At 62.5% G+C, this 22,753-nt stretch carries 24 protein-coding genes and 1 pseudogene; 12 read left to right on the plus strand and 13 right to left on the minus strand.

From position 1 onward, the window contains the following. Position 1: 1 nt before the first annotated feature. Entirely contained in the window at positions 2-706 is a 705-nt protein-coding gene (locus BMZ70_RS21215; protein ID WP_092279151.1) for a YggS family pyridoxal phosphate-dependent enzyme, read from the minus strand. 49 nt (positions 707-755) lie between these two features. On the opposite strand from BMZ70_RS21215, the gene BMZ70_RS21220 reads away from it, so the two are divergent. The 4 genes from BMZ70_RS21220 to BMZ70_RS21235 all read left to right on the plus strand — a co-directional run bounded on the left by BMZ70_RS21220 (position 756) and on the right by BMZ70_RS21235 (position 6,045). Continuing rightward, complete coding sequence (locus BMZ70_RS21220) at positions 756-1,799, plus strand: type IV pilus twitching motility protein PilT (RefSeq protein ID WP_092279153.1); 1,044 nt, start codon at positions 756-758, stop codon at positions 1,797-1,799. Positions 1,800-1,883: 84 nt separating this feature from the next. After that, entirely contained in the window at positions 1,884-3,020 is a 1,137-nt protein-coding gene (locus BMZ70_RS21225) for a PilT/PilU family type 4a pilus ATPase (protein WP_092279155.1), read from the plus strand. Next, positions 3,020-3,505: a glutathione peroxidase gene (locus BMZ70_RS21230; protein WP_092279157.1), complete on the plus strand. Its 486-nt coding sequence runs from the start codon at positions 3,020-3,022 to the stop codon at positions 3,503-3,505. Before BMZ70_RS21225 ends, BMZ70_RS21230 begins: the two co-directional genes overlap by 1 nt. Before the next feature lie 5 nt (positions 3,506-3,510). Continuing rightward, positions 3,511-6,045, plus strand: a complete 2,535-nt coding sequence (locus tag BMZ70_RS21235) for a putative bifunctional diguanylate cyclase/phosphodiesterase (RefSeq protein ID WP_229205527.1) — start codon at positions 3,511-3,513, stop codon at positions 6,043-6,045. Here the strand turns inward: BMZ70_RS21235 and glcF are convergent. Genes glcF through BMZ70_RS21250 form a run of 3 tightly spaced genes read right to left on the minus strand, consistent with a single transcriptional unit; the run spans position 6,031 to position 9,804 of the window. Next, complete coding sequence (gene glcF / locus BMZ70_RS21240; RefSeq protein WP_092279161.1) at positions 6,031-7,269, minus strand: glycolate oxidase subunit GlcF; 1,239 nt, start codon at positions 7,267-7,269, stop codon at positions 6,031-6,033. The two genes, BMZ70_RS21235 and glcF, sit on opposite strands and share 15 nt — an antisense overlap. Continuing rightward, the gene (gene glcE, locus BMZ70_RS21245) at positions 7,259-8,323 is read right to left on the minus strand and encodes a glycolate oxidase subunit GlcE (RefSeq protein ID WP_092279163.1); all 1,065 of its coding nucleotides are present in this window, start codon (positions 8,321-8,323) and stop codon (positions 7,259-7,261) included. The genes glcF and glcE overlap by 11 nt, the downstream gene beginning before the upstream one ends. Before the next feature lie 2 nt (positions 8,324-8,325). After that, the gene (locus BMZ70_RS21250) at positions 8,326-9,804 is read right to left on the minus strand and encodes an FAD-linked oxidase C-terminal domain-containing protein (RefSeq protein ID WP_092279165.1); all 1,479 of its coding nucleotides are present in this window, start codon (positions 9,802-9,804) and stop codon (positions 8,326-8,328) included. A gap of 153 nt (positions 9,805-9,957) precedes the next feature. Here BMZ70_RS21250 and BMZ70_RS28420 point away from each other — a divergent pair, with 153 nt between their 5' ends. The 4 genes from BMZ70_RS28420 to BMZ70_RS21265 all read left to right on the plus strand — a co-directional run bounded on the left by BMZ70_RS28420 (position 9,958) and on the right by BMZ70_RS21265 (position 11,609). Then, positions 9,958-10,116, plus strand: a complete 159-nt coding sequence (locus tag BMZ70_RS28420; RefSeq protein WP_165403606.1) for a hypothetical protein — start codon at positions 9,958-9,960, stop codon at positions 10,114-10,116. Positions 10,117-10,121: 5 nt separating this feature from the next. After that, positions 10,122-10,394: a PIN domain-containing protein gene (locus BMZ70_RS21255; RefSeq protein WP_092279167.1), complete on the plus strand. Its 273-nt coding sequence runs from the start codon at positions 10,122-10,124 to the stop codon at positions 10,392-10,394. 97 nt (positions 10,395-10,491) lie between these two features. After that, complete coding sequence (locus tag BMZ70_RS21260; RefSeq protein ID WP_092279169.1) at positions 10,492-11,049, plus strand: suppressor of fused domain protein; 558 nt, start codon at positions 10,492-10,494, stop codon at positions 11,047-11,049. Between the two features lie 5 nt (positions 11,050-11,054). Beyond that, the gene (locus BMZ70_RS21265) at positions 11,055-11,609 is read left to right on the plus strand and encodes a cob(I)yrinic acid a,c-diamide adenosyltransferase (RefSeq protein WP_092279171.1); all 555 of its coding nucleotides are present in this window, start codon (positions 11,055-11,057) and stop codon (positions 11,607-11,609) included. Positions 11,610-11,617: 8 nt separating this feature from the next. On the opposite strand, the gene BMZ70_RS21270 is transcribed toward BMZ70_RS21265, so the two are convergent. Together BMZ70_RS21270 and BMZ70_RS21275 are read right to left on the minus strand one after the other, a co-directional pair. Beyond that, positions 11,618-12,355 carry a M48 family metalloprotease gene (locus BMZ70_RS21270; RefSeq protein ID WP_092279173.1) on the minus strand — a complete coding sequence of 246 codons (738 nt, stop codon included), beginning with the start codon at positions 12,353-12,355 and terminating at the stop codon, positions 11,618-11,620. A gap of 63 nt (positions 12,356-12,418) precedes the next feature. Beyond that, positions 12,419-13,324 (minus strand): LysR family transcriptional regulator, encoded by a 906-nt coding sequence (locus BMZ70_RS21275; RefSeq protein WP_092279175.1) that lies wholly within the window; start codon positions 13,322-13,324, stop codon positions 12,419-12,421. A 100-nt stretch (positions 13,325-13,424) separates the two neighbouring features. Here BMZ70_RS21275 and BMZ70_RS21280 point away from each other — a divergent pair, with 100 nt between their 5' ends. Beyond that, positions 13,425-14,636 (plus strand): SGNH/GDSL hydrolase family protein, encoded by a 1,212-nt coding sequence (locus BMZ70_RS21280; protein WP_165403605.1) that lies wholly within the window; start codon positions 13,425-13,427, stop codon positions 14,634-14,636. Here the strand turns inward: BMZ70_RS21280 and dxs are convergent. Genes dxs through BMZ70_RS21295 form a run of 3 tightly spaced genes read right to left on the minus strand, consistent with a single transcriptional unit; the run spans position 14,633 to position 17,649 of the window. Continuing rightward, positions 14,633-16,504 (minus strand): 1-deoxy-D-xylulose-5-phosphate synthase, encoded by a 1,872-nt coding sequence (gene dxs, locus BMZ70_RS21285; RefSeq protein WP_092279177.1) that lies wholly within the window; start codon positions 16,502-16,504, stop codon positions 14,633-14,635. The genes BMZ70_RS21280 and dxs overlap by 4 nt on opposite strands. Then, positions 16,505-17,395 (minus strand): polyprenyl synthetase family protein, encoded by an 891-nt coding sequence (locus BMZ70_RS21290; protein ID WP_092279179.1) that lies wholly within the window; start codon positions 17,393-17,395, stop codon positions 16,505-16,507. Then, entirely contained in the window at positions 17,392-17,649 is a 258-nt protein-coding gene (locus BMZ70_RS21295) for an exodeoxyribonuclease VII small subunit (protein ID WP_092279181.1), read from the minus strand. Before BMZ70_RS21295 ends, BMZ70_RS21290 begins: the two co-directional genes overlap by 4 nt. Positions 17,650-17,926: 277 nt before the next feature. Between BMZ70_RS21295 and BMZ70_RS21300 the strand changes: the two genes are divergently transcribed. The 3 genes from BMZ70_RS21300 to BMZ70_RS21310 are packed head-to-tail and all read left to right on the plus strand — an operon-like array spanning position 17,927 to position 20,820. Further along, on the plus strand, positions 17,927-19,027 hold the full coding sequence (locus BMZ70_RS21300) for an aromatic ring-hydroxylating oxygenase subunit alpha (protein ID WP_092279183.1): 1,101 nt from the start codon (positions 17,927-17,929) through the stop codon (positions 19,025-19,027). 9 nt (positions 19,028-19,036) lie between these two features. Continuing rightward, positions 19,037-19,960 (plus strand): DMT family transporter, encoded by a 924-nt coding sequence (locus BMZ70_RS21305; protein WP_092279185.1) that lies wholly within the window; start codon positions 19,037-19,039, stop codon positions 19,958-19,960. Positions 19,961-19,968: 8 nt separating this feature from the next. Then, positions 19,969-20,820 (plus strand): sulfurtransferase, encoded by an 852-nt coding sequence (locus BMZ70_RS21310; RefSeq protein ID WP_092279187.1) that lies wholly within the window; start codon positions 19,969-19,971, stop codon positions 20,818-20,820. A gap of 7 nt (positions 20,821-20,827) precedes the next feature. Here BMZ70_RS21310 and BMZ70_RS29335 read toward each other — a convergent pair whose 3' ends face one another. The 4 genes and pseudogenes from BMZ70_RS29335 to BMZ70_RS21330 all read right to left on the minus strand — a co-directional run. After that, positions 20,828-21,220: a type II toxin-antitoxin system RelE/ParE family toxin gene (locus BMZ70_RS29335; RefSeq protein WP_092279189.1), complete on the minus strand. Its 393-nt coding sequence runs from the start codon at positions 21,218-21,220 to the stop codon at positions 20,828-20,830. Further along, positions 21,108-21,392, minus strand: a complete 285-nt coding sequence (locus tag BMZ70_RS21320) for a hypothetical protein (protein ID WP_092279191.1) — start codon at positions 21,390-21,392, stop codon at positions 21,108-21,110. The genes BMZ70_RS29335 and BMZ70_RS21320 overlap by 113 nt, the downstream gene beginning before the upstream one ends. A gap of 51 nt (positions 21,393-21,443) precedes the next feature. Then, complete coding sequence (locus tag BMZ70_RS21325; RefSeq protein WP_175500815.1) at positions 21,444-22,202, minus strand: ZIP family metal transporter; 759 nt, start codon at positions 22,200-22,202, stop codon at positions 21,444-21,446. Positions 22,203-22,319: 117 nt separating this feature from the next. Further along, positions 22,320-22,748, minus strand: a pseudogene (locus tag BMZ70_RS21330) (dienelactone hydrolase family protein); the annotation flags it as partial. Positions 22,749-22,753 lie beyond the last annotated feature (5 nt).

Below are 22,753 nucleotides of genomic sequence, written 5' to 3' on the forward strand. Positions count from 1 at the left end.
CTCAAGCCTTGTGATAGTTTCGTGCGCCGAAAATGGCGCTGCCGACGCGCACAATGGTGGCGCCTTCGAAGATCGCCGCCCGCATGTCAGCCGACATGCCCATCGACAGCGTGTCGAGCGCCAGCCCGTCGGCCCGCAATTGCTCATACAACGTACGCAGGCGGGCGAAGGCCGCGCGCTGCTGCTCAAATTCCACGGCCGGTTCGGGGATCGCCATCAGGCCGCGCAAGGTCAGATTCGGTAACGCCGCGACCTTGTGGGCCAGCTCCGCCACTTCTTCCGGGGCGACGCCGCTCTTGCTGGCTTCGCCGCTGATATTCACTTGCAGACAAATCTGCAGCGGCGCCATGCCGGCCGGCCGCTGCTCGGACAGCCGCGCCGCGATCTTCTCGCGTTCGACCGTGTGCACCCACGCGAAGTTCTCGGCGATCGGGCGCGTCTTGTTACTTTGGATCGGGCCGATGAAATGCCACTCCAATGCTGACTCACCAGCATCATTCAGTGCGCGGATCTTATCCAGCCCTTCTTGCAGATAATTTTCGCCAAACGCACGCTGGCCAGCCGCCACCGCCTCCTGCACCGCTTGCGGGCCGAAGGTCTTGGAGACGGCCAGCAATTGCACCGTCTCCGGCGCCCTGCCCGATTCTTGGGATGCGGCAACAATAGTCGCGGTGATTGCTTGCAAGTTCTGGCGGATCAGGGACATAATCAATGAGTAAAAAACGTTAAACCGGCCAATAAAGCAGGGATTATAAATGGACATCTCCGAACTACTCGCATTCTCTGTCAAGAACAAAGCCTCGGACTTGCACCTGTCGGCCGGTCTGCCGCCGATGATCCGGGTGCACGGCGACGTGCGGCGCATCAACCTGCCGCCGCTGGAGCACAAGGACGTGCACGGCATGATCTATGACATCATGAACGACGGCCAGCGCAAGGTGTACGAGGAAATGCTGGAGATCGACTTCTCGTTTGCCATCCCGGGGCTGGCGCGTTTCCGCGTCAACGCTTACAACCAGGAGCGCGGGGCGTCGGCGGTGCTGCGCACGATTCCGTCCAAGATCCTGAGCCTGGAAGACCTGAACGCGCCCAAGATCTTTGCCGAGTTCGCACTGAAGCCGCGCGGGCTGGTGCTGGTGACCGGACCGACCGGCTCCGGCAAGTCGACCACGCTGGCAGCGATGGTCAACCACCTCAACGAAAACGAATACGGCCACATCCTGACGATTGAAGATCCGATCGAGTTCGTGCACGAATCCAAGAAATGCCTGATCAACCAGCGCGAGGTCGGTCCGCACACGCTGTCGTTCAACAACGCACTGCGCTCAGCGCTGCGGGAAGACCCGGACGCCATCCTGGTCGGCGAGCTGCGCGACCTGGAAACCATCCGCCTGGCCTTGTCGGCGGCCGAGACCGGCCACCTGGTGTTCGGCACGCTGCACACCTCATCGGCGGCCAAGACCATCGACCGTATCGTCGACGTGTTCCCGGCCGATGAAAAGGAAATGGTGCGCGCCATGCTGTCGGAATCGTTGCAGGCGGTGATCTCGCAGACGCTGCTGAAAACCAAGGACGGCGCCGGCCGCGTGGCCGCGCACGAAATCATGGTGGCGACGCCGGCCATCCGCAACCTGATCCGCGAAGCCAAGATCGCCCAGATGTACTCGGCGATCCAGACCGGCAGCGGGGTCGGCATGCAGACGCTGGACCAGAACCTGACCGATCTGGTCCGCCGCAACATCATCAGCGCCGCCGCCGCCCGCAACGCCGCCAAGACCCCGGACAACTTCCCCGGCTAAAACCCGGGGTCAGAGCCGACAATCGGACATTTCGCAAGCGAAATGTCCGATTGTCGGCTCTGACCCCGAATTTAAGGATTTAATATGGAACGCGACCAGGCCTCCAAATTCATGTTCGACCTGCTGCGCCTGATGCTGGCCAAGAAGGGTTCGGACTTGTTCATCACCGCCGGCTTCCCGCCTGCCATCAAGATCGATGGCAAGATGACGCCGGTGTCGTCGCAGGTGCTGACCTCGGCCCATACGCTGGACCTGGCCCGCTCCATCATGAACGACAAGCAGGCCGCCAATTTCGAGCTGACCAAGGAAGCCAACTTCGCCATCAGCCCCGGCGATATCGGCCGCTTCCGCGTGTCCGCGTTTGTGCAGATGAGCTCGGTCGGCATGGTGCTGCGGACCATCACCTCGGAGATCCCGCGACTGGAAGACCTCGGCCTGCCGGAAGTGCTCAAGGATGTGGTGATGTCCAAGCGCGGCCTGGTGATCATGGTCGGCGCCACCGGCTCCGGCAAATCGACCACGCTGGCCGCCATGCTCGGCTACCGCAACGAGAACAGCTACGGCCACATCATCACGATTGAAGATCCGGTCGAGTACGTCCACCCGCACAAGAACTGCATCATCACCCAGCGCGAAGTCGGGGTCGATACCGACGACTGGGAAGTGGCGCTGAAAAACACCCTGCGCCAGGCGCCCGACGTGATCCAGATCGGCGAGATCCGCGACCGCGAAACGATGGACCACGCCATCGCCTTCGCCGAAACCGGCCACCTGTGCCTGGCGACCTTGCACGCCAACAGCTCCAACCAGGCGCTGGACCGCATCATCAACTTCTTCCCGGAAGAACGCCGCGCCCAGCTGCTGATGGATTTGTCGCTCAACTTGAAGGGCATGATTTCGCAGCGCCTGATTCCGAAGAAGGAGTCCAAGGGCCGCGCGGTCGCCATCGAGATCATGCTTAACTCGCCGCTGATCTCCGACCTGATCTTCAAGGGCCAGGTGCACGAGATCAAGGAGCTGATGAAGAAATCCCGCGAGCTCGGCATGCAGACCTTCGACCAGTCCCTGTTCGACCTGCACGAAGCCGACCTCATCACTTACGAAGACGCCTTGCGCAACGCTGACTCGGTCAACGACCTGCGCCTGGCCATCAAGCTGGAAGGCAAGGCCGCGAAAAACCGCGACCTGTCGGCCGGCACCGAACATTTAGGTATCGTTTAATGAGCACTATTTTCGACATTTCCGCCGACAGCCTGTCGGGCCAAGCCGTCAACCTGAGCCAGTACAAAGGCAAGGTTCTCCTGATCGTCAACACTGCCAGCAAGTGCGGCTTCACGCCGCAGTACCAGGGACTGGAAGCGGTGTACCAGCAATTCAAGGACAAGGGTGTGGAAGTGCTGGGCTTCCCCTGCAACCAGTTCGGCGCGCAGGAGCCGGGCAACGCCGATGAGATCGGCGCCTTCTGCGAGAAAAACTACGGCGTCACCTTCCCGCTGTTCGCCAAGATCGACGTCAACGGCGACAACGCCCATCCGCTGTTCCAGAAACTGAAAAAGGACGCGCCGGGCATCCTCGGCACCGAGGGCATCAAGTGGAACTTCACCAAATTCCTGATCCGCAAGGACGGCACGGTGTATAACCGCTACGCCCCGACCACCAAGCCGGAAGAGCTGATCTCCGACATCGAAAAGCTGCTGGCCGAGTAATGCCCTTGTTCGGGAAACTAATATCGCCGTGGCTGCGCATGGGCATGTATTCCCGGCTGTTCATTCCTATTTTCGTCATCATCGCAGTGGTGGTGGTGGTGCGCTACCACCTGCTGCTGGAATCCGAAACCAGCTACGCCAACGCGCGCTACCAGAAGGATGCCGGTGAACTGGCCGCGCATCTGAGCAAGACCCTGCAGCCGGCGCTGGCCACGCCTGATCGCGGCCAGATCGATGCCGCGTTGTCCGCCGCCCTGCTGCTCAATGCCGACCTGTCGGCGGCGCGGCTTGATTACGCCGGCGGCCATCTGGAGGCGCTGCGCAGCCAGCCTGCGCCTGCGGCGTATCCGGACTGGTTCACGCGCCTCAGTCCCATCACGGCCATTAACCAGAACGTCAGCATCGGCAACGCCACCCTGGCGCTGAGCTTTGAACCGACGCTGCCGCTGATGCAGGTGTGGCGCAACGTGCGGCAGCAGGCGATACTTTCGCTGGTCAATATCGCCATCATCTACACGCTGCTGGGGATTATCATCTACGCCAACAAGCGCATGCTGCGCCGGTTGGCCGATGCCACCCATCGCTTCCAGAACGGCGAACACGAGGTGCGCCTGCCGGTACGCGGCACGCTCGAAGGCCGCATGCTGGCGTCGACCTTCAACAACATGGCGCAGCGCGTGCAGGCGCTGGTGCACAAGCTGCAACAAAGCCAGGACGATTTGAGCGCGCAGCTGGCGCGCACCCTGCTCGCACAACAGCAACTGCAGGTGGAGAAGGACCGCATCGAAGTCACGCTGGCCTCGATCGGCGACGCCGTCATCACCACCGACCTGATTGGGCGCATCGATACCATCAACGAAGTGGCGCAGCAGCTGACCGGCTGGCCGGCGGCGCTGGCGCGCGGCATGGAGCTGCACCAGGTGTTTGTGCTGGCGAATAACTTCGGCCAGCATTCGCTGCTCAAATCGATGAAGGCGATCTACGCCGGCGGCGAAGTGGTCAAGGTCGGCAACCAGAGCCTGCGCCACCGCAAGGGCCAGACCTGCATCGTCGAGTACACCGCCAACGCCATCCGCTCGCTACAGGGCGAAGTGCAAGGCTCGGTGCTGGTGTTCCGCGACGTGACCGAGCGCCGCCAGCTGATCCAGCAGATTTCGTGGCAGAGCAATCACGACATCCTCACCGGCCTGCCCAACCGCGCCGCGCTGGCGCACCGCTTTGAACAGGAAGTGGCGCGGGCGCGTGAGCATAATTATCTGCTGGCCGTATGCCTGTTCGACCTCGATCACTTCCAGCACGTGAACCAGTCGCTGGGCCAGGCCGTGGGCGACGAAATCCTCAAGCAGGCCGCCAGCCGCCTGCACGACTTTGCCGGCCAGCGTCACTACGTGGCGCGCCTGGGCGGCGACGAGTTCGTGCTGCTGCTGCCGGAGCTGCACGGCCGCGCCGCGATCGAGCAGGCGCTGGGCAAACTGATGGCCGACCTGGCGCGCGATTACGTGTGCGATGGCGAGGCGGTGAGCATGTCGGCCAGCGTCGGTATCGCGGTCTACACTGGTAGCGATATCAGCGCCGACAGCCTGCTGCGGCATGCGGATCAGGCGCTGTATCAGGCCAAGATCACGGGCCGCAATCGCCATCACTTTTTCGATGCCGATCTCGATGAGCAGGTGCGCACGCACCACAATCGCCGCACCGAGGTGCGTAACGCACTGCTGGCCAATGAACTGGTGTTGTACTACCAGCCCAAGCTGGACATGCGCAAAGGCCGCATCGTCGGCATGGAAGCGCTGCTGCGCTGGCAGCATCCGGAACGCGGCGTGGTGGCGCCGGGCGAATTCCTGCCCATCGTGGAGCACAGCGATGTGATGGTCGATATCGGCGAATGGGTGCTGCGCGAGGCGCTGCGTCAGCTGCAATCCTGGCGTGCGTTCGATCCGCTGTGGGTCATCAGCGTGAACATCGCGGCGCGCCATTTCCAGCGTCCCGATTTCGTCGAACGGCTGACGGCGATACTGGCCGAGTTCCCGGACGTGCCGCCGCATATGCTGGAGCTGGAGATACTGGAATCGTCGGCGCTCAGCGATATCGCGCATGTGCGCGACATCATGCACGATTGCCAGGCGCTGGGCATCAGCTTTGCGCTCGATGATTTCGGCACCGGCTATTCATCCATGTCCTACCTCAAGCGCCTGCCGGCCGATGTGCTGAAGATCGACCAGAGCTTCGTGCGCAACATGCTGGTGGATCGCGACGACCTGCATCTGGTCAGCGCAGTCATCGGGCTGGCGCGTTCGTTCGGGCTGGGCGTGATTGCGGAGGGCGTGGAGACCATCGAACATGGCGCCATGCTGATGCGCCTCGGCTGCGACCTGGTGCAGGGCTATGGCATCGCGCGGCCGATGCCGGCGGACGATGTGCTGTCGTGGGTCGCCAGTTTCGATACGGCAGCGGTGTGGCAGGCTGCGGCCAGCCTGCCGCCCATCGTCAGCCTGCACGGCAAGGCTGACGGCGACAGCTCGCAGCTAGCCTTGATTTAAAGCGCGGTCGACTAGCTCGATCCAGTGCAGCACCGGCGTTTCGGTGCCCGATTGCAGGTGGGCGGTGCAGCCGACGTTGGCGGAGACGATGGTTTGCGCGCCGGTGTCTTCCAGGTTGGCCAGCTTGCGGTCGCGCAGCTGCAGCGATAGTTCCGGTTGCAGCAGCGAATAGCTGCCGGCCGAGCCGCAGCACAGGTGGCTGTCGGCGCACAGCACCACATCGACGCCGATTGCGCGCAGCGCGCCTTCGACCTTGCCCCGTATCTGCTGGCCGTGCTGCAGCGTGCAGGGAGGGTGATAGGCAACGCGGCCCTTGCCCGCTGCGCCAGCCTTGACGCGCTGCGCCAGCTCGGTCTCGAACTGAGGCATGATTTCGCTCAGGTCTTTCGTCAGCGCCGAAATGCGCGCGGCCTTTTCCGCATAACCGCCATCGTGCGCCAGCAGGTGGCCGTACTCCTTCACCGTCGCGCCGCATCCGGACGCCGTCATGACGATGGCCTCGACTGCACCTTGCTCCACGTACGGCCACCACGCATCGATATTGCGGCGCATGTCGTCCAGCGCTGCCTCCTGCTCGTTCATGTGATGCCGCAGCGCGCCGCAGCAGCCGGCCTTGGGCGCGACGATCAGCTGCACGCCCAGTGCATCCAGCACGCGCGCGGTGGCGGCGTTGATATTGGGCGCCATCGCCGGTTGCGCGCAACCATCGAGCACCAGCATCTTGCGTGCATGCTCGCGCACCGGCCACACGCCGGCGTCCCGCCGCTCCGGCACCTTGTCCTGCAATGCCGGCGACAACAACGGCCGGAAGATCTGCCCTGCCCTTAGCGCCGCGCCAAACAGCGTCTTGCGCGTCAAACCTTCCACCAGCAGCTTGCGCTTGATGCGCTCTCCCAGCGGCCGTGGCACACGCTCGTCCACCACCTTGCGGCCGATGTCCACCAGCCGGCCATATTTCACACCCGATGGACAGGTGGTCTCACAGTTGCGGCAGGTGAGACAGCGGTCGAGGTGCAGCTGGGTGCTGGCCGTGACCTCCGCACCTTCCAGCACCTGCTTGATCAGGTAGATGCGGCCACGCGGCCCGTCCAGCTCATCGCCCAGCAGTTGATAGGTCGGACAAGTGGCCGTGCAAAACCCGCAGTGCACGCAGGCGCGCAGGATGGCGTCGGCCTCTTCGCCTTCGCGCGTATGCTTGATGAAGTCCGCCAGATTAGTTTGCATACATGCGCCCCGGATTGAAGATGCCAGCAGGGTCGAACGACTGCTTGAGCCGATCATGGATTTTCGCCACCGCCGGCGCCAGCGGATGGAACACGCCGACGCTCTTGTCGCCGCCACGGAACAGCGTCGCATGACCGCCCGCCGCTGCCACCGTACGGCGGATCGCAAGCGCACGCTCCACGCTGTCGGCCGCATCGTCCTCCACTTTGAGCCAGCGCTGCGCGCCGCCCCACTCGATCAACTGCTCGCCGCGCAAGATGATTGCGCTGGCGTGCGATGGCACCGACATGCGCCACAAACTGCCGCCGCTGAAATAGCCATGCGTCTGGTCGCGCAAAGAGGCCCAGAACAGCGCCGCCTCGCCATCCGCCAGCACCTGTCCGCCCAGCCTGCGCTGCGCCGCCTCCACCGCCGCATCCGCACCGGACAAGCGCAGCGTCAGCACGCCCTGATGCCAGCAGCTGGCGGATATCGGCAACGGCTGCCCTGCCCATTCATTGAGCCGCGTGAGCGCGTCGATCTCGCTCATCTCGAAACCCAGGCTCGCTTCGCGCAGCGGCACCGGCAGCACCTTGAGCGACACTTCCAGTATCAGCCCCAGCGTGCCAAGCGAACCAGCCAGCAAGCGCGATACGTCATAGCCGGCCACATTCTTCATCACCTGCCCGCCAAAGCGCAGCACTTCGCCACGTCCATCCATCAGCACTGCGCCCAGCACGAAGTCGCGCACCGCACCGGCGGCGGCGCGGCGCGGGCCGGACAAGGCGCTGGCCACCACGCCGCCGATAGTCGAACCTACATAGCGCGGCGGCTCGAACGCCAGCATCTGCTTGTGCTGAGCCAGCAGCGCTTCGATCTCCGCCAGCGGCGTGCCGCAACGCGCAGTGATCACCAGCTCCGTCGGCTCGTAAGAGATGATGCCGCTGTTGACGCGCGTGTCGAGCGGCTCACCGTTCAGCGCCTGCCCGTACCAGTCCTTGGTGCCGCCGCCACGCAGGCGCAGCGGCGCCTGGGCGGTGCGGATGCGATGCGAAAAATCGTCGTAGATGGTCATCGTCAAAAACGTGGAAGGTTGGAGAACGGCAGCGCGCCGCCACTGACATGCATCTTGCCGAGTTCGGCGCAGCGGTTCAGCGTGGGGATGGCCTTGTCGGGATTGAGCAAGCCGGCCGGATCGAAGCTGCGTTTCACCGAGAAGAACGCTTCCAGCTCTTCGGGCTTGAACTGAACGCACATGGAATTGATCTTCTCGATGCCCACGCCATGCTCGCCGGTGATGGTGCCGCCGACTTCCACGCACAGCGCGAGAATCTCCGCGCCAAAGGCTTCGGCACGGTGGAACTCGTCCGGGATATTCGCATTGAACAGAATCAGCGGATGCAGGTTGCCGTCGCCCGCATGGAACACATTGGCGCAGCGCAGGCCGTACTTGGTTTCCATCGCCGCGATGCCGGCCAATACTTCGCCCAGGCGCTTGCGCGGAATGGTGCCATCCATGCAGTAGTAATCGGGTGAGATGCGGCCGGCGGCTGGGAACGCGTTCTTGCGGCCGGACCAGAACTTCAGCCGTTCGGCTTCCGACTGCGACACGGCAATCGCAATCGCGCCCGCCGTGTTCAGCACCGCCGTCATGCGCGCGATTTCTTCTTCCACTTCTTCGACGGTGCCGTCGGCTTCGCACAGCAGGATGGCGGCAGCTTCGGTGTCATAGCCAGCTTTGACAAACGGCTCCACCATGCGAGAAGAAGTCTGGTCCATCATCTCCAACCCTGCCGGAATAATGCCAGCAGCGATCAGCGCCGCCACCGCGTGGCAGCCCTTCACCACCTCATCGAACGACGCCATGATGACGCGCGCGGTAGCTGGCTTGGGCACCAGCTTCACCGTCACCTCGGTGACGATGCCCAGCATGCCTTCCGAGCCGATAAACACCGACAGCAGGTCAAGGCCCGGCGCGTCCAGCGCTTCGCTGCCCAGCTCCACCACCTCGCCATCGATCGTCACCATACGCACACGCAGCACGTTGTGCACCGTGAGGCCATACTTCAGACAATGCACGCCACCCGAATTCTCGGCCACATTGCCGCCAATCGAACAGGCGATCTGCGATGAAGGATCGGGCGCATAGTACAAGCCATGCTGCGCCGCCGCTTCCGAAATCGCCAGATTGCGCACACCCGGCTGCACCACCGCCGTCCGCGAATACGCATCCATACGCACAATGCGGTTAAGCCGCGCAGTCGACAGCACCACGCCATCGGCAATCGGCATCGCGCCGCCGGACAGGCCGGTGCCCGCGCCGCGCGGCACCACCGGCACGCCCAGCTCGCGGCACACCTGAAGCACCGCGACCACTTGCGCCTCACTATCCGGCAACACCACAATCATCGGCAGCTGGCGGTAAGCCGCCAGCCCGTCGCACTCATACGGACGAGTATCCTCCAGCGACGACAACACAGCCCGCGCCGGCAGCACCCGCAGCAGCGCCGCCGCCACCTGCTCCCGCCGCGCGCCAAGATCAGTAACAGTGTTCATGGGATCGTGTACCTAAAAACACAGATTGAAACACGATTGTAAGCACAAACACCCGCGATAGCGAAATTTCACGCCACTTTGCGCAAATGCATACGAGCGCAATGGGATATGACATACGCTCGCTGTAAAATACCCATTCTTGCGAGGCGCATCATGAGCAATGCAAAATTATCGGGGAAAATCAAAAGGCCGACCGCCGCATCTATTCGCGGCATGCTTGCAAAACCCGGGCGCACACTCCCAAGTGAAACTGCGCTCAAAGCACTCATGCTGGCCACACTAAAAGCCAAGGACGATGCCAGCAAGGAGTAGCCGCAATGATTTCGCTCGACACGAATATCCTTGCCCGCTACTTGCTGAACGACACCCCTTCCCAAGCGATTATTGCGCAACAGCTGCTTGAGCGAGAGCCTTTCACAGTTCCGATAACCGTATTTCTTGAACTCGCATGGGTCTTGGAATCCCTGGGGAGTACGCGCGGAGAAATTTTGGCAATGAGCGCGGGCTGCAGTGAATTTAAGACCTTTGACAAGGCATTGGTAAAAGCCGCCAAGCGGTTGGCAACCATTCCGGCAGCATCATTCCCTTGAGGCAACAAAGAGACGCTCATGACGCGAAAATCCTTCGCGTTGCGGGCGCATTGTCGTATTCTTTCGGGCGCAGCTATTTCAATGACTGGAACAGAGTATGGAACACAATTTCGAACAGGCTTGGCTCCTGGCGCTGGAAGAACGGTTCGGCGCGCAGGCCAAGATCGGTCAGGTGGCGCTGGATAACCGTCCGCGCATGCTGATCTACTATTTTGAGGATTTCCCGGCCAAGGACATGACCACCGCCGTCACCGCCGGCCTCTCCAACGCCAACCACCCGGACTGGAAACACGGCAAGCCTGAACTGTGCTTCTCGCTGTACACCAAGGACCAGGGCTGGGGCAGCGCCGCCGCTTACATCGCGCAATCGTTTTTTAACGATAGCTCGTTCCACTACCAGGCCTCGTTCAAGATCGACCAGCCGATGTCGAAGGACAGCGCCATGAACGCCTGCTTCGTCTACCGTCCGCAGTTCATGAACGAAGAGCAGATCAAGTTCGAACTCCCGGACCGCACCATCTTCCTTGCAGGCCTGTTCCCGATGTACGACGAGGAAGTGCCGATGTACGAATCCAAAGGCATCCAGGAATTCTGGAACACGCCGGGCTTCGATCCTTACAATCCGCGCCGCGCCAGCATCGCAACGAAGGGCTGAATATCATGGGTAACCGACTCTCGAAAATCGCCACCCGCACCGGCGACGGCGGCACCACCGGCCTCGGTGACGGCAGCCGCACCGACAAGGACAGCGTGCGCATCACCTCCATCGGCGAGGTGGACGAACTGAACTCGCATATCGGCCTGCTGTTGTGCGAAGACATGCCGGCCGACCTGCGCGATGAACTGGTCACCATCCAGCACGACCTGTTCGACCTGGGCGGCGAATTGTGCATCCCGGGCTACCAGATGATCAAGGAAGCGCATGTCGAACGCCTCGATGCGCTGCTGGCCAAGTACAACGCCACCCTGCCACCGCTGACGGAGTTCATCCTGCCGGCTGGCTCGCGGGCGGCAGCGCAGGCCCACGTCTGCCGCACCGTGTGCCGCCGTGCCGAACGCGCCATCGTCACGCTGGGCAAGGCCGAGACCATCCACGAGCACCCGCGCCAGTATGTGAACCGCTTGTCGGATTTGCTGTTTGTGCTGTCCCGCACGTTGAACCGCTACGCCGGCGGCAGCGACGTGCTGTGGCAGCACGAACGCAAGCGCGGCTAATCGATCAATCACTCGTCAAACAGCCTCGCCATCCCTCGCGCCATGCTGACGCGTGAGGCGGTGGCGGGATAGGCGTTGCTCACCAGCGCTGACTGCTCGCTGGCCGCCAGCTTGCGGTAGAAACTCACCATATCGGCCGCCGCCCATCCCGCGCGGTGCGCCAGCATCATTCCCAAATGATCGGCCTCGGACTCCTGCAGGCTGGATAATTTCGACAAGCGGATCTGCAGCGACAAGTCACTGTCGAGCCGCGCCATCACCACCTCCAGCGGCACGACCGGCAAGCGGTTCAGCAGCATCGCTTCGGACAAGGTTTCGCGCGGATGCTCGGCCACCACATGGGCCACTTCATGTGCCAGCATGGTTGCCAGTTCGCCGTCAGTAAGCGCCAACTGGTGCACAAAAGCGCTGCCGACCAGGATCTTCCCGCCAGCCATGCACAGCGCGTCGATATCGGGATCGCTGGTGGTATGGACTTCCCACTGCCATTGCGCGGCTTCCGGTTTCAATGCGATAGCCGCACGGATCAGTTCCGCGCTGACGTAGCGCAACCGGACCAGCAGACGGTGGTCCTCATCCAGCTTGCCGGCCGCCGCCAGATCGACCGTGCGATCGATGTAGCGCTCCTCCATGCTGGCATCCACTTCGCTCGCGCTGAATGCGAGCTCCTGCCAGCGGCCGGACTCCGGCACCTGCGCCGAGGCGCTTGCCGTCAACAATAGCAGGCTTGCAAGAAACGGATTCATCAAGGCCTCTGATATAAACTGTTTATATCAATATAGGCCAGACCGCGCCAGAGGCAAGGAATTTCAGGCGGCGCTGTATCCTGGCAGCCGCGCGATGTGGGTAGACAGGTAATCCAGCAGCAACCTTGCACGCAGCGGCTGGTAGCGGCGCGATGGCGACAACAGGTGCAGCGGCTGCGGTTGGCCATGCCAGCTTCCCAGCACGCGCACCAATTCACCGCTATCGAGCAAATCCTGCACCAGCCACAAAGGACACAGGCCGATACCACCGCCCGCCGCCAGACTTTCGCGGATCGCCAGCGCATTGTTGACGCGGTAGCGGCCCTGCGTCAGCACTGTTTCAATCTGATCCTCCTTGTGCAGCGTCAGCACATCGCCGTCGGCCAGCCAGGCGAAGCGGATGTAGTCGAAGCGCGCCAGATCCTGCGGCTTGCGCGGCTTGCCATGCGCCTGCAGGTAGGACGGCGCGGCGACCAGTTGGCGAGGCGACACCGCCACCTGTCTGGCAATGGCGTCCGGCGGCAGGTCGCGTCCCTGGCGCACGGCGATATCCACGCCCTCCTTCACCAGATCGACCATGCGGTCGTCCAGAATCAGTTCGATATCGACTTGCGGATATTGCGCGAGGAATGGCGCCAGCAAGGCGTTCAGGCGGAATTGGCCAAAAGCGGCCGGCGCGTTCACGCGTATCAGGCCGGCCGGCGTTTCGGTCTGACCACGCGCTTCAGCCACCGCTTCCTGGTATTCGGCCAGTACACCCAGCGCGCGCTGGTAGAAGCGGCTGCCCTGCAGTGTTGGCTGCAAGCTGGTGGTGCTGCGCTCCAGCAGGCGCACACCAAGATCACGCTCCAGCGCGGCCATCAGTTTGCTGACGGTGGGCTGGGTGCTGCCCTCCTCCCGCGCCACGGCGGACAGACTACCCAGTTCCACGGCGCGTACAAAACAGCGTAATGACCGAATGGTGACCATGCTCCCCTCATTCCATATTTGAATGAAGTATAGTCAGTTTTGCCTTCTTCTGCGCGGAAGAGGAATAGCCTATCGTGGGCTCTCGACCAAGGAGGGCATCATGAAAATTTGTATCGCAGCTGCGATGGCAGCAACCATCATCATCGCCGCGCCGGCACGGGCGGACAACTGGGTCGCAACTTGGCAGGCCAGCCCGCACGCGGCGTGGGCCGCGCAAGATTTTGCGCTGCCCACAGGCGTACCGGGCACACTGGAGCGGCAGACGGTGCGCGAAACGGCACGCATCAGCGTGGGCGGCCAGCGTGTGCGCGTCGTACTGTCTAACCGTTATGGCACGCAGCCGCTGATCGTGGGTGAGGCGCATCTTTCGCGCACCTCGGCGCAGGCGGATGGGAATGGCGGCGCGGCGGGCCATGCGCTGACGTTCAGCGGGCAGCGCAGCGTTGCCATTCCGCCCGGCGCGCCCGCCATCAGCGATCCAGTGGAGATGCCGGTGGCGGCGCTCGACAAGCTTGTCGTCAGCGTGTATCTGCCCGAGCGCACGTCGCTGGCGAGCTTCCATTGGGGCGCGCAGCAAACTGGCTACATCACCGACGGCAACCAGACCGGCGCAGCACGGCTGCAAGGTGGGCAAGTGCTGCACGGACGCGCGCTGCTGAGTGGGATCTGGGTCGATACGGCGACGCCTACGTCTGCGGTGGTGGCTTTTGGCGACTCCATCACCGACGGTAACGGCTCCACGCCGGATGCGGACCGCCGCTGGCCGGACTATCTGGCGGCACGCCTCAGCAGGGATGGCGTGGCGGTGGTCAACGCCGGCATTTCCGGCGCCCGCCTGCTGGGCGACCGCATGGGGGTCAACGCCGCCGCGCGCTTCGAGCAGGACGTACTGTCGCAACCCGGCGCGCACACCGCGATTGTGCTGATGGGGATTAACGATATCGGCTGGCCGCAAAGCCTATTCGCGCCGCAGGAAGCGCCAATGACGGCTGCACGCATGATCGCGGCCTACCGCCAGCTGATCGCCCAGGCGCGCGCACGCAAAGTCCGCATCATCGGCGCGACGCTGCTGCCGTTTGAAGGAACGCAGATAGCCGGCTACTACACGCCCGCCAAGGACGCGCTGCGCCATCAGGTCAATCAGTGGATCAGGGAAAGTGGAGAGTTCGACGCGGTGGCCGATTTTGATGCGCTGCTGCGCGATCCGGATCATCCGGCACGCATGCAGCAGCGCTACGACAGCGGCGACCATCTGCATCCCGGCGACGCGGGATACAAAGCGATGGCCGCCGGTCTGGCGCGTCTTCTTTAGCCGTTGTTGACGACCAGGCGCGGCTCGTCGCCGGCGTAACGCTGTTTGATCGAAGCGGTGATGCCGGCGGCGTCGAGGCCCACGCTGGCCAGCAGCTTGGCCGGGTCGCCGTGGTCGATGAACTTGTCCGGCAGGCCAAGCATCAGCATCGGCTTGACGATGCCTTCCGCCGCCAGCGCTTCCGCCACGGCCGCACCGGCGCCTCCCATGATGCAGCCCTCTTCCACCGTCACGAAGCAGTCGTGATCGGCGGCCAGTTGCTTGACCAGCTCCACGTCCAGCGGCTTGACGAAGCGCATATTGGCCACGGTGGCGTTCAGCGTTTCACCGGCAGCCAGCGAAGGCGCCACCATCGAGCCGAAGGCCAGGATGGCGATCTTCTGGCCCTGGCGCTTGATCTCGCCCTTGCCGATTTCGATCGACGTCAGTTCCTTCGCAATCGCCGCACCAACGCCGGCGCCGCGTGGATAGCGGATCGCAGCCGGACCATTGTAGTGATAGCCGGTGGTCAGCATCTGGCGGCATTCGTTTTCGTCCGACGCCGCCATCACCACCATGTTCGGAATGCAGCGCAGGTAGGCCAGGTCGTAGTTGCCGGCGTGGGTAGCGCCGTCCGCGCCCACCAGGCCTGCGCGGTCCAGCGCAAAGGTCACGTCCAGGTTTTGCAGCGCCACGTCGTGGATCAGCTGATCGTAGCCGCGCTGCAGGAAGGTCGAGTAAATCGCCACCACCGGCTTCAGGCCTTCGCAGGCCAGGCCCGCGCCGAAAGTCACCGAATGCTGCTCGGCGATGCCGACGTCGAAGTAGCGGTCAGGATATTCCTGGTCGAAGCGCACCATGCCCGAACCTTCGCGCATGGCCGGCGTAATGCCGACCAGCTTTTTGTCAGCGGCGGCCATGTCGCACAGCCAGTCGCCGAATACTTCGGTGTAGGTTTTCTTCGATGGCGCGGCGGCCGGCTTGATGCCTTCTTCAGGATTGAACTTGCCGGTGCCGTGGTACAGGATAGGCTCGGCCTCGGCCAGCTTGTAGCCCTGGCCCTTCTTGGTCACCACGTGCAGGAACTGCGGGCCTTTCAGCTGCTTGATGTTCTGCAGGGTTGGAATCAGCGAATCCAAGTCATGGCCGTCGATCGGGCCGATGTAGTTGAAGCCGAATTCCTCGAACATGGTGGCCGGAACCACCATGCCTTTTGCATGTTCTTCCAGCTTCTTCGCCAGTTCCAGCACTGGGCCTGGCAGCACGGATTTCCCAACGTTCTTGGCGGCGGCGTAGAACTTGCCCGACATCAGGCGCGCCAGATAGCGATTCAGCGCGCCAACCGGCGGCGAGATCGACATGTCGTTATCGTTCAGGATCACCAGCAGGTTGACGTCTTCCTGTACGCCGGCGTTGTTCAGCGCTTCGAACGCCATGCCGGCGGTCATCGAGCCGTCGCCGATTACCGCAATCGCGTGGCGATGCTCACCCTTGATCTTCGCCGCCTGCGCCATGCCCAGCGCCGCCGAGATGGAGGTCGACGAGTGTGCGGTGCCGAAGGTGTCGTATTCCGATTCGTCGCGTTTCGGGAAGCCCGAGATGCCGCCCAACTGGCGCAGCGTATGCATGCGGTCGCGGCGGCCGGTCAGGATCTTGTGCGAATAGGTCTGGTGGCCGACGTCCCACACGATGCGATCGTGCGGCGTGTTGAACACGTAGTGCAGCGCCACGGTCAGTTCCACCGTGCCGAGATTGGATGACAGGTGGCCGCCGGTCTTCGACACGGAATCGAGCAGGTAGGCGCGCAATTCATGCGCCAGCGGCGTCAGTTGGGTGTACGCCAGTTTGCGTACATCGGCCGGGGAATCTATTTTTTCGAGCAAGTTCATTTAAGCCTTCCGCTGCACGATCAAATCCGCGAGTTCGCGTAATCGCAGAGCTTTTTCTCCAAACGGCGCGAGCGCTGCGTGCGCGTCGAGCCGCAATTTTTCCGCCAGCGCGCGCGATGGCTCCAGACCCAAAATCGAAACATAGGTCGGCTTGTTGTCGGCGGCATCCTTGCCGGCAGTTTTGCCGAGCGTGGCCGAATCGGCCGTCGCGTCGAGCACATCGTCCACCACCTGGAACGCCAGGCCGATGGCGCGCGCATAGACATTCAGCGCGTTGAGTTCTTCTTCGGTCAAATCCTTGCCGGCCAGGGCGCCCAGCACCACGGAGGCGCGCAGCAAGGCGCCGGTCTTCAGCTGGTGCATCTGCTCCAGCTGGGCCAAAGTCAGGCTGATGCCGACGCTATCCAGATCGATGGCCTGGCCGCCGCACATGCCGGCCGAACCGGAGGCGTGGGCCAGCAGGCGCACCATCGCCATCAGGCGCGCCGGCGGCACCGTGGTGGCTTCCGACAGCACCATGAAGGCCTGCGATTGCAGCGCGTCGCCGACCAGCAGCGCGGTCGCTTCGTCGTAGGCCACGTGCACCGTCGGTTTGCCGCGGCGCAGCGCATCGTCGTCCATGCATGGCATGTCGTCGTGCACCAGCGAATAGGCGTGGATCATTTCCACCGCCGCCGCAGCACGGCTCAGGGTCGCCGCATCGGCGCCGAACAGCGCGCCGGCCGCATACACCAGCAGCGGACGCACACGCTTGCCGCCGCCCAGCAGCGCATAGCGCATGGCGTCGTGCAGTTTGGTCGGGATAACATCGGCGGCAGGCAAATAAGCGGATAAATCGTTTTCGGATCCGGCCTGCACGGTTTTCATCCAATCGTCGAAGGCGGCGTTCATTGTTCGCCCTCGCCGGTTACTACGAAGGGCTTGAGCATTTCGCCTTCCAATACCTTGACTTGCGATTCGACTTTTTCCAGCTGGGCGGCGCAGTACTTCACCAGCTCCGAGCCGCGCGCATAGGCGGCCACCGAGGCTTCCAGCGGCAATTGGCCCGCCTCCATCTGTGCGACCAATTGGGCCAGTTCCGCCATCGCTTCTTCAAACGAGACGGGGGCGGCGGCGGTCGCGTCAGCAGTTAATTTCTTAGACATAGTCACTCAGTTATCTTAGCCCGGTATTTTAACATTAGAGGCCAACCGTGGATTTTATAGTAATTCGGGGTCAGGTCCGACATTCGGACACGGGCCCAGCCGTATGCGAAGCTACGGCTGGGCCCGTGTCCGAATGTCGGACCTGACCCCGAATTACCGAAAAGACGGTATAATCGCCGGTTCTGTCCTAAATACCACCTTTAACGCATACGAATGCGGGTCGTCTTTACGGATTCTGTCTCTTCTTGGTTTGATTTTTTAATTAAGGGGGGTTTGGATGTCCGATCTGGGTACCCACGCCAAGCTAGCGCGGCCAACCGCGCAACTTCCGGTTAACGTCTATTTTGACGAAACGCTACTGCAGCGCGAAATGCAGCAATTATTCAAGGCCGGTCCGCGTTATGTCGGACATGAGCTGATGGTGCCGAATGTCGGCGATTACGCTACCCTGACTGCCGAAAACGAAGGCCGCATGCTGGTGCGGAACGCCAATGGCCTGGAGCTGTTGTCCAACGTCTGCCGCCATCGCCAGGCGCTGATGTTCAATGGCCGTGGCAATGCAAACAATATTGTCTGCCCGCTGCACCGCTGGACCTACGATCTCAAAGGTGAGTTGATCGGCGCGCCGCACTTCCCTGAAACGCCTTGCCTGAACCTGCCGAAGACCAAGCTGCAAAGCTGGAACGGCTTGCTATTCGAGCAAAATGGCTACAACGTCATGGAAGAGCTGAATAACCTGTCCGTTACCAAGGACCTGGATTTCAGCGGCTACATGCTGGACCACGTGGAAGTGCACCACTGCGACTACAACTGGAAGACCTTCATCGAGGTCTATCTGGAGGATTATCACGTCGAGCCGTTCCATCCTGGCCTGGGCAGCTTCGTCACCTGCGACGACCTGCGCTGGGAATTCGGCCGCGAGTACAGCGTGCAGACCGTGGGCGTGCACAAAGGCCTGAAGAAATCCGGCTCGGAAGTCTACAAGCACTGGCAGGAGCAGGTGCTGAAGTTCCGTGGCGGCGAACCGCCTCCATATGGCGCCATCTGGCTGACGCTCTACCCGAACATCATGGTGGAGTGGTATCCGCACGTGCTGGTTGTCTCGACCCTGTGGCCGGAAGGTCCGAACCGCACCAAGAACGTGGTGGAGTTCTACTATCCCGAAGAAATCGTGCTGTTCGAGCGCGAATTCATCGAGGCCGAACGCGCGGCCTACATGGAAACCTGCATCGAGGACGATGAAATCGGCCAGCGCATGGACGCCGGCCGCAAAGCCCTGATGGAGCGCGGCGAGACGGACGGTGGACCGTATCAATCACCGATGGAAGACGGCATGCAGCACTTCCACGAGTGGTATCAACGCAAAATGAGTTTATAAGGTTTCACAATGCAGTCACTCTGGATGTTGTTTGCGAGTTTTATGTTTGCCGTGATGGGGGTGTGCGTCAAGCTGGCTTCCGCAGAGTTCTCAACATCCGAGCTGGTTTTGTACCGGGGCGTGGTCGGCGTGATCGCCCTCGGTACGATTATCAAACTGTCCGGTGAAACCTTCCGTACCTCCATGCCGGGCGCGCACCTGTGGCGCGGCATCATCGGCGTGATCTCGCTGTGGCTGTGGTACTACTCCATCGGCCAGCTGCCGCTGGCCACCGCCATGACGCTCAACTACATGTCGCCGATCTGGATCGCCGTCTGGCTGTTCGCGATGGGCTGGTGGCATGCCAAGAACGACATCAAATGGCCGCTGCTGCTGGCGGTCGGCATGAGCTTCATCGGCGTCACGCTGCTGCTGCGCCCCGCCTTCCACGCCAACCAACTGACGCCGGCCCTGATCGCGCTCGGCTCCAGCGTGATTACCGCCACCGCCTATATGCAGGTCCGTAAAATGGGCCTGGCCGGCGAGCCGGAAAACCGCGTGGTGTTCTATTTCACCGTGATGAACCTGGCAGCCGGCATCGTCGGTGTGCTCATCACCGGCGGCAGCGAGGGCCCTCAGTTCCATCCAATTACCACCTGGCGCAGCGGCTTGCTGCTGCTGGCCATCGGCGTGTGCGCCACCAGCGCGCAGATCGCGATGACGCGCGCTTATCGCCTCGGGAATACGCTGGTGGTGGCCAACCTGCAGTACACCGGCATCGTGTTCTCCAGCGTATGGGGCGTGTTCATCTTCGGCGACGTGTTCGACTGGCATAGCTGGGCGGGCATCGGCATCATTCTCGCGTCGGGCATGGCCGCAACGTTCTACAATACGCGCAACACCGAACGCGGTAAGGCCATCGCCAGTACCGATCCCATTGCAAGCGAAGTTTAAGGACAACCATGCACACTACCCTGATCGACGCCGTCACCCTGTCCCAGCACCTGAATGATCCGAAGTGGGTCATCCTCGATTGCCGCCATGATTTGATGAATCCGAACGCGGGGCGCGACAGCTTCGCCATCGGCCATATCGAAGGCGCGCAGTTTGCCAATGTGGATACGGATTTGTCGGGCGCGAAGGTGGGTGCGGATGGTCGATTCCTCGGCCGCCACCCGCTGCCGGACCGCGCGGCGCTGATCGACACCCTGCGCGGCTGGGGCATCAACGATGACACGCAAGTGGTGGCCTACGATGCGCACGGCGGCATGTTCGCGGCGCGCCTGTGGTGGCTGCTGCGCTGGGTGGGCCATCCAACGGTGGCGGTGCTGGACGGCGGCCTGGTGGCATGGCAATCGGCCGGCCAGTCGATGACGACGCAGACCGTCGACCGTCCCGCCGGCAGCATCAGCGACAAGCCGTCGCTGGTGGCCACCGTGTCGGTGGACGAGGTGCTGGCCAACGTTGAAACGCAAGCGCGCACCGTGGTCGACGCCCGCGCCAACGACCGCTATCGCGGCGAGAACGAAACCATCGATCCGGTGGGCGGCCATATCCCGGGCGCGAAGAACCGCTTCTTCAAGGACAACCTGACCGCCGAAGGCCGCTTCAAGGACGCCGCACAGCTGAAGGCCGACTTCGCGCCGCTGTTTGCCGATCCCTCGAAAGCCATCATGCAGTGCGGCTCCGGCGTGACCGCTTGCCACAACCTGCTGGCGCTCGAAGTGGCCGGCCTGCCGGGCGCGGCGCTCTACCCCGGCTCGTGGAGCGAATGGTGCGCCGACACCAGCCGCCCAGTCGCTACCGGCAACTGACTACCTTTCAGTTTTTACGCCTGCGTGTCAGCCGCCTCCACTTAGAAATCAAGATCTCATCACCCAGGATACGGTAATCAATGTAGTGGCCTGTCTTGGGGATAAAGAAGCGCCTGAACCCGGTGCGTGACACTTGCGTTCCCAGTTCGGGCCGAACTGCCAACACCGCGAGGACTCGCTCCAGCCGTTGCAGGACCAGTCGGCTCGTCCGGGGATCTTGTTGATCTATACGCAAAAGTGTATCGCTTAAAGCTTGCTTTGCTTGTGGCGACCAATGGATCACCAGCTTAGCCGGTGCGCCGTTTCCGCTGGGCACCATGACTATCCAGTAGACGTAGCATATCAGCCATGACTTTCTCATGCGGGATAGTGCGGCCTGCAGCGTAATCTGCCCGAGCATCAATATCCGCCTGGACGCTCTCCTCCACATCGTCGAAGCCGTACTGCCAGACTTCAGGCCACATATCCTCGGAACTCAACTCAGCCAACGCAGCCAAGCGCTCCAGGCGAGCGCGATCATCCGCGGACAGGGCCGCCAAGGCTTCGGTTTGTTTTTTCAGTCGGGAGTTCATCTTGCCATCATACTCCCGAAGGCGCTGATGGCAAGTTGAGGTGGCGCAGGCTTAGTGGTGATGCTCGCCGCCGGTGAGGAACAGCACGATCGCCACGCCGGCGGCGATCAGCAGCACTTGGGGGATCGATTCGCGCAGCGTGGCGCGGCGCTGCATTTGCGGCATCAGGTCGCTCACGGCGATGTAGATGAAGCCCGACGAGGCAAACACCAGCACGTAAGGAATCAGGCTGCTGGCGCGTTCCAGCGTGTAGTAGCCAAGCAGGCCGCCGGCAATCGCCAGCAGGCTGCACAGCAGGTTGTAGACATAGGCGCGGGTGCGCGAGAAGCCGGCGTTCAGCAGCACGATGAAGTCGCCGATTTCCTGCGGGATCTCGTGGGCGATGATGGCCAGGCCGGTGATCAGGCCCAGTTGCGGATTGGCCATAAAGGCGGCCGCGATCAAAATACCGTCGGTGAAGTTGTGCATGCCGTCGCCGACCAGGATCATCCAGCCGGCCTTGCCCGCCTCGCGCTTGTCGTGGCCGTGATGATGGTGATGGCCGTCATGCTCGTGATGGTGCGAATGGCGCAGGATGGCCAATTTTTCAAGCAGGAAGAACGCCAGCAACCCGCCCAGCAAGGTGGCAAACAGACTGCGCGCGCTGGCGGTCGACTCGAACGCTTCCGGCAAGGCGTGCAGCAGCGAGGTCGACAACATAATGCCGACCGACAGGCTGACCATGCGCTCAACCAGCTTGGACAGCAGCGTAAACGAGAACACGGCCGCCGCAGTGATGCTCACTACGCCAGCCAGTGTGGTTGCCAGGATGATGGAAACGAGTACGGGATCGATGTTATAGCCTCTGGTACTAAAGCCGGCCGCACAGGCCGGGGCGTTATTTTACCCTCAAACGAGCTCAGGCTGCTTAAACCGGCTCACAGGGCCAGCAACATGGCCTGGGTGCCTGGGAAAGTTGGCGCTGGTCTTGCCGGCCAGCCCTCCGTACCAGGCCACGCCGGTCTTGATGTCAGGATTGTGCGCGGCGTACAACCAGGTGATGCGGCCGCCCCAGCAGAAACCGGTGATGGAGATTTTGTCGCCATCGCCGCCGTTGGTCTTGGCCCAGGCCACCACGGCGTCGAGGTCGGCAAACACTTGCGCATCGGACGGGTTGGGGCGCGAGAACAAATCCGGCGCCAGCGCCAGATAGCCCTGACGGGCCAGGCGGCGCGCCAGGCTGGCAACCTGCTCGTGCACGCCAGCGACTTCGGAAATCACCAACACCACCGGCAACTGGGACTCGCCCTCCGGCTGAGCGCGGTACACCGGCAGCTCCTCGCCGTTGACGTTGATCTGGATGGTGCCGGTCTGCATCGCTT

The organism is Duganella sp. CF402 (genome assembly GCF_900109645.1).
Taxonomy (GTDB): Bacteria; Pseudomonadota; Gammaproteobacteria; order Burkholderiales; family Burkholderiaceae_D; genus Rugamonas.